The 5,938-nt window shown below is 41.5% G+C and carries 7 protein-coding genes and 1 tRNA gene; 4 read left to right on the top strand and 4 right to left on the bottom strand.

Going from position 1 to position 5,938, the window contains the following annotated elements:
- The 4 genes from pyrC to VLN09_RS07260 form a co-directional block, all read left to right on the top strand.
- Positions 1-925: dihydroorotase (gene pyrC, locus VLN09_RS07275; protein WP_325245102.1), on the top strand; the 925-nt coding region annotated here is incomplete at its 5' end.
- 167 nt (positions 926-1,092) lie between these two features.
- Positions 1,093-1,833, top strand: a complete 741-nt coding sequence (gene rnt, locus VLN09_RS07270) for a ribonuclease T (RefSeq protein ID WP_325245100.1) — start codon at positions 1,093-1,095, stop codon at positions 1,831-1,833.
- 210 nt (positions 1,834-2,043) lie between these two features.
- The gene (locus tag VLN09_RS07265; RefSeq protein ID WP_325245098.1) at positions 2,044-2,241 is read left to right on the top strand and encodes a hypothetical protein; all 198 of its coding nucleotides are present in this window, start codon (positions 2,044-2,046) and stop codon (positions 2,239-2,241) included.
- Between the two features lie 51 nt (positions 2,242-2,292).
- Positions 2,293-2,368: transfer RNA gene (locus VLN09_RS07260), tRNA-Glu, on the top strand.
- A 247-nt stretch (positions 2,369-2,615) separates the two neighbouring features.
- Here the strand turns inward: VLN09_RS07260 and VLN09_RS07255 are convergent.
- From VLN09_RS07255 to eno, 4 genes are all read right to left on the bottom strand, one after another.
- Positions 2,616-3,239 (bottom strand): BLUF domain-containing protein, encoded by a 624-nt coding sequence (locus VLN09_RS07255; RefSeq protein ID WP_325245096.1) that lies wholly within the window; start codon positions 3,237-3,239, stop codon positions 2,616-2,618.
- Positions 3,240-3,709: 470 nt separating this feature from the next.
- A complete protein-coding gene (locus VLN09_RS07250; protein ID WP_325245094.1) occupies positions 3,710-4,516 on the bottom strand; it encodes a 2-C-methyl-D-erythritol 4-phosphate cytidylyltransferase in 807 nt (268 codons plus the stop codon).
- A gap of 150 nt (positions 4,517-4,666) precedes the next feature.
- Entirely contained in the window at positions 4,667-4,975 is a 309-nt protein-coding gene (locus tag VLN09_RS07245) for an FtsB family cell division protein (protein WP_325245092.1), read from the bottom strand.
- A 107-nt stretch (positions 4,976-5,082) separates the two neighbouring features.
- Positions 5,083-5,938: phosphopyruvate hydratase (gene eno / locus VLN09_RS07240; RefSeq protein WP_325245090.1), on the bottom strand; the 856-nt coding region annotated here is incomplete at its 5' end.

Below are 5,938 nucleotides of genomic sequence, written 5' to 3'. Positions count from 1 at the left end.
AGTCAAAAATGTCGATGATGCGCAAGCCTATCGCGCACGTATCATGCAGCACCTAGAATCGATCCATTTGAGCGCTGAGCGTAAAGCTGCATTTGACCCGCGCATGACCTTATATCTTACCGATCATACCACCGCACAAGATATTGAGCTGGCAGCAAAATCGGGCATCGTACAAGCGGTCAAGCTATATCCTGCTGGCGCTACCACCAACTCTGCTGATGGCGTCACCGACATCAATGCCTGTGTAGATGTCTTTGAGGCGTTGGAAAAATACAATCTTCCTCTACTGCTACATGGTGAAGTCACTCACGACCATGTCGATATTTTTGATCGTGAAAAGCGCTTTTTGGATGAAGTGATGGTACAAATCATCGCAAAGTTCCCAACCATGAAAATTGTGATGGAGCATATTACCACCAGTGATGCCGCTGATTTTGTCTTGTCACAGGGCAATCAAATCGCTGCTACGATTACGCCGCAGCATTTGATGTTTAACCGCAATCACCTATTGCTTGGCGGTATCAAACCGCACTTTTATTGCTTGCCTATCTTAAAGCGCGAGAGTCATCGAAAAGTATTATTAGATGTCGCCACCAGCGGCAATCCAAAATTCTTTTTGGGCACCGATTCTGCGCCTCATGCAACCGATAAAAAAGAAGCCGCTTGTGGCTGTGCAGGCTGCTATAGCTCAGCGACTGCGCTACCACTCTACGCCACTGCGTTTGATAGCGTTGGTAAAATCGATAGATTGGAAGGGTTTAGCAGTCGTTTTGGTGCGCAATTCTATGGCTTGCCTGTCAATGAAAGCACCGTTACCCTGATCAATGCGCCCATGCAGATACCAGCAGCTTATCCTTACTTTGATGGTAGCTCGTTGACACCGCTGATGGCAGGCGAAACATTACCTTGGTCCATCAAAGGATAGTTTTAATAACTTCTAATGCAAGCTCTCTTTTCTTTATAAAGTAGAGTCACTTTGCTTTATCCTATGATAGCAATGCCACCTTTCTATTAAAAAGGATATGAGCGTCATAGGATGTTTATTTTTTATTTAATATAATAGCCCGACTGATAAAAGCGATTTAACCTGATATGACCATTCAAAATGATGTTGCTTTACCCAAAGTTGATGTAGCCACCACTACAGATGCGACCACCGAAATGCTAGCACCAATGAAATTAAAAGAACGTTTTCGTAAATTTCTACCGGTGGTGGTCGATGTCGAAACGGCAGGATTTAACGCGCAAACTGACGCCTTATTAGAGATTGCCTGTATTCCTGTGCTACTGAATGAGCAGGGTGTTTTTTATCCTGGTGAGGCATTCAATGCCCATATCGAACCTTTTGAAGGGGCAAATCTTGAGCCAAGTGCCCTCGCCTTTACCGGTATTGACCCTAACAATCCGCTGCGTAAAGCCATTGCTGAAGATGAAAAAACAGCGCTGCGTCGTATTTTTAAAGGTTTGAAAGAAGTACGCCGTACTGAAGACTGCCGTCAATGTGTATTAATCGGACACAATGCACATTTTGATTTGGCATTTTTGAATGCCGCCGTATTACGCACCAATAATAAGAGCCACAATCCTTTCCATAACTTTTCAGTCTTTGATACAGTCACTTTATCAGCCCTTGCCTTTGGTCAGACAGTTCTAGCACGTGCCTGTAAAGCCGCAGGGCTTGATTTTAATGGTAACGATGCTCACTCAGCACTGTATGATACGCAAAAGACCGCTGAGCTATTTTGTTATATCTTAAATAATTATCCCATGTTGGCTAATGCCATGCATAGCGAGCCTGAGCCTACAGACAAAGCTACTGAAGAGGTTCAATAAGCCCTTTATTACAGAGTATGTATTGCTCACCGCGTATAATAGTGGTATTTGTAAGGTATACTAACTTTAACCTTACGATTTAGAAGCATCATTTAACCTCTTGCATATCCGGTACTAAGCAAGGGGTTAAATCTAGAGATGGTTTGAGTTACCTGCTGTGCTTTAAACGCCTGTTATAGACTATTAAAGCTTAATAAAAGGGACTTTATTATGGAACCACAGTTTAAATTATGGGCAACCATCATCGGTTATATGCTGCTCGCCTTGACCATTAGCACCTGTACTTCGTTATGGATTCGATATCATTTAAAGCGTAATGACCTACATCCACGCCGTGCACTGAAAAAAAGATATTTAATTTTAAAAAGACGTAGAAAAAGGCTTGACAGTAAGCGCAGACCACATTAAAATACGCACCACTTCAGCATAAAGGTGAAAGCAGCTGAAGCGTTGTTACTAGTCCCCATCGTCTAGAGGCCTAGGACACCGCCCTTTCACGGCGGTAACGGGGGTTCGAATCCCCCTGGGGACGCCACTATTTGGCGTCACTTGTTAGCAAATATGCTTGTTAAGCATTAGATAAGACTAATAAGCGTACCACCAAAAAGCCCAATCACAATATATCGTGATTGGGCTTTTTTTATGTGCATCAGTTTCTACTTTTTAACATGAGCTATATCTATTACGTCTTACTCATAAAGCCTAACAATCACTTAATACCTGCTTGTAAAAACAAAAAAGCCAACAATTTATGCTGACTTCATGAATACATATATAGATATTTAGAAAATTTTATCGGATAAAATCAGCCACAGTAGCGCTAACACAATCAATCCGCCCAATACGGTCTGGATTAAAAAGAAAGCTTGGTGCTGCCCTACTACTTTGCCTAATGTTAAACCTAGCGTGCTGTATTTTATTGGCTGAGAATCAGTATCATCGGTAACTTCTCGCGCTTCATAATAGCCTTGCAGAATATCTAAAAACTGCTGCCATTCACCTGTTTTCCAGTTGTCTGGTTTAAAAGGCATAAAGGCTTTTAGTTTAGGCTCATTGACCATCCAGCGCTCAAGCGTGATAGAGCGTAATGACCATCCTTTAAAACGGCGTTCATCAATGGCTGAGAAATCCAATATCTTGAGATCTTTGTGACGGTCATCTAACAACAAGCGGTTTTTTAGATTAGTCAGCGCTTGCTCACTACCTTCTACATATTGAAAAAAGTAGCCATTACCGTAGCAAAGAATACCCGTAATATTATCGATTTTATTCAGCTTATTGGCACCTTCTGCGATATCGTTAAGCGTGCTGGCACTGGATAAAGCAGTAGCAGTAATGTGGCTCAGATATACAAATTGGCAGAGTTCTGGCATTACTGGATTTGTAGCGTCAATCGTTGGTGACAATCAGCTTCTCCCTATAATTAGGTAAATGTAGCTAAGACAACCATATTCATTTTTAGAAAAAACATAGAAGCAAGACGTTTTTAAACAAAAAGCGGCTTGGTATATTATTGATTTTGTAAATATTTATATTAATTGTATTAAGTTGGTTACATCATAGGATGTTTTAGTCATCAAAGCAATATATGTTTATGTCAAATAACAACTTATCAATATTCTAGAAATAACTAACTTGTGAGAGTAAAAAATTAAGAGTTTTTAGAGAAAAATAAACAGGAATTTGATTAAAATAAATAATCCAATATTCTCGAGATTCTGATAAATCCTAAAGCTAGCTGTGGCTAGATAATCTTGATACATAAGGCTAACAGAGATTAAAAGACATACATCTTCGTTATTTGTTATACGTCACAAAAACTCTTGGTGAGATGTATCAGTGTCACAAAACAATACTTTAGGGCATTATAAAGCGTTTATGGATGCGAGGAGCATTGAGCAGTGAGAATGGCGGATAGTAAAATAGCATCATCTGGATAAGTTAATTTTATGTTTTGACGACTGCCCGTTACCAATCGAATTGGCAACTCTAAATACTCAAAGGCACTGGCTTCATCGGTGATGGCAAGATTATGCTGAGCGACATAGGTCAGTACGTTTTTTAACTGCCCAAGCCTAAATACTTGCGGAGTTTGTGCTTGCCACATATGACTGCGGTCGATTGTTTTTTGTGCATAAGTGTGAGGTACAGCGCCGATACGTTGAGGGTTATTAAACTTAGTTCGAACATTTAGATGACTATCACTCTCAAATGCTTGATTAGGCAGCGCTACATTTACGATATATGACTGCTTTAAGGTATCAGCGACCGGTGTCGCTAAGATAGCACCATAAGGCTCTCGCATTGCTGCTTGAATCACTGCATTAATATCATAAACGGGTACAGCAGGACGCGCCGCATCTTGAATGACCACTAAATCCGACTCATCTGCGCCTGCATTGATAATAGCATTAACGCCCGCCTGCACCGACTGCCAACGCTCAGCACCGCCGCGAGCGTAATGAACAGGAAGCGCAAAACTGAGTGTTTGAGCGGTATCATCATCTGCAGCTATGACCAGTAAGCACTTATCAATATAGTTGCTAGTAGCTAGACGAGCCACGCTATGCTGTAGCAATGTTTGCCCTTGAAGCATCGTATACTGCTTGGCAATAGATGCCCCAAAGCGACTACCGCGACCAGCAGCGACGATCATGGCATGGATGTGAGGTGTGTTGTTCATAAGGCAGAATTCATAAGGTAGTACTCATGGTTAAGACCCATGACAGTATTACTAGGAAGAAATGATGATGAAGATAAATAAGGGTTTGAAGGTAAATACCGTCTTGATTACAGACAATAGAAGACAATAATTTTAGAAAACTAACAGTAATTAATAACGGCTGTGCGTCGTTGGCGCGGTTGACACTTGTACAAATGTCTCATTTGGCTTAATCAGACCCAAGTCTAAACGGGCATGCTCTTCTACCGCTTCTAGACCAGTCTTTAGATCATAAACATCGGTGCGCAGTAATTTATTTGCCGCGACTTGATTGTCATTTAAGCGCTGTTGCTCTGCAATCTGAGTCGTAAGTTTATGATACTCAAAGCGACCATTTTCACCCAGCCAATACTGATATTGCAGTCCTGACAGCACGGCAACGGCTAAAGCAACTAGTATAAATTGGCTAAAGTATTTCATAAAATGATAACGCCAAACAATAGATAAATAGTGGGATAAATCGGCAAACACTACTAGGCGATATACAAGACCTCATATCGCCTAGCATTTACTAGAAACCGAGCGTATTAACCACGCAGTCCGATAAACTCTTCACGACCACGATAGCTTGCACGTACTTGCTGCTCAATACGTAGTAGTTGATTGTATTTTGCGACACGGTCTGAGCGGCATAGTGAGCCAGTTTTGATTTGACCAGCCGCAGTACCTACTGCCAAATCAGCAATGGTGCTGTCTTCAGTTTCGCCTGAACGATGAGAGATAATCGTTGCATAGCCATTTTTCTTAGCCAGATAAATGGCATCTAGCGTTTCTGACAAGGTACCGATTTGGTTAAATTTAATCAAAATTGCATTGGCAATTTTCTTATCAATCCCTTCCTGCAAGATGGCAGGATTGGTCACAAATAAATCATCACCGACCAGTTGGACTTTATCACCGATTTGCTCAGTCAAGTACTTCCAGCCATCCCAATCTGACTCATCAAGACCGTCTTCGATAGAGATGATAGGATATTGACGTGCCAATCCTACTAGATAATCTGAAAATCCTTGGCTATCGAAAGCTTTATTACCCTCACCTGCCAAGATATATTGACCATTTTTATAGAACTCACTCGCAGCACAGTCCAAAGCCAGATGGATATCTTCACCTGCTTTGTAGCCGACTTGCTCAATCGCTTGCATGATGACCGTGATAGCTTCTTCGTTGCTACGTAGGTTTGGCGCAAAACCACCTTCATCACCAACCGCAGTATTTAGACCTTGTGACTTTAAAACAGATTTTAAGCTATGGAAAATCTCTGTACCAGCACGCAGCGCTTCTGAGAAGCTGGTAAAACCAACCGGCTCAATCATAAACTCTTGGATATCAACAGTATTATCCGCATGCTCGCCACCGTTTAAGATATTCATCATCGGTACA

This window comes from Psychrobacter sp. (genome assembly GCF_035469765.1).
GTDB lineage: Bacteria > Pseudomonadota > Gammaproteobacteria > Pseudomonadales > Moraxellaceae > Psychrobacter.
This window is presented reverse-complemented; position numbering and strand designations above follow the sequence as displayed.

What these genes read in the sequence shown, in the direction of transcription:
- rnt (WP_325245100.1), top strand. Translation starts at nt 1,093, where the DNA reads ATGACCATTCAAAATGATGTTGCTTTACCCAAAGTTGATGTAGCCACC.
- VLN09_RS07265 (WP_325245098.1), top strand. Translation starts at nt 2,044, where the DNA reads ATGGAACCACAGTTTAAATTATGGGCAACCATCATCGGTTATATGCTG.
- VLN09_RS07250 (WP_325245094.1), bottom strand. Translation starts at nt 4,516, where the DNA reads ATGAACAACACACCTCACATCCATGCCATGATCGTCGCTGCTGGTCGC.
- VLN09_RS07245 (WP_325245092.1), bottom strand. Translation starts at nt 4,975, where the DNA reads ATGAAATACTTTAGCCAATTTATACTAGTTGCTTTAGCCGTTGCCGTG.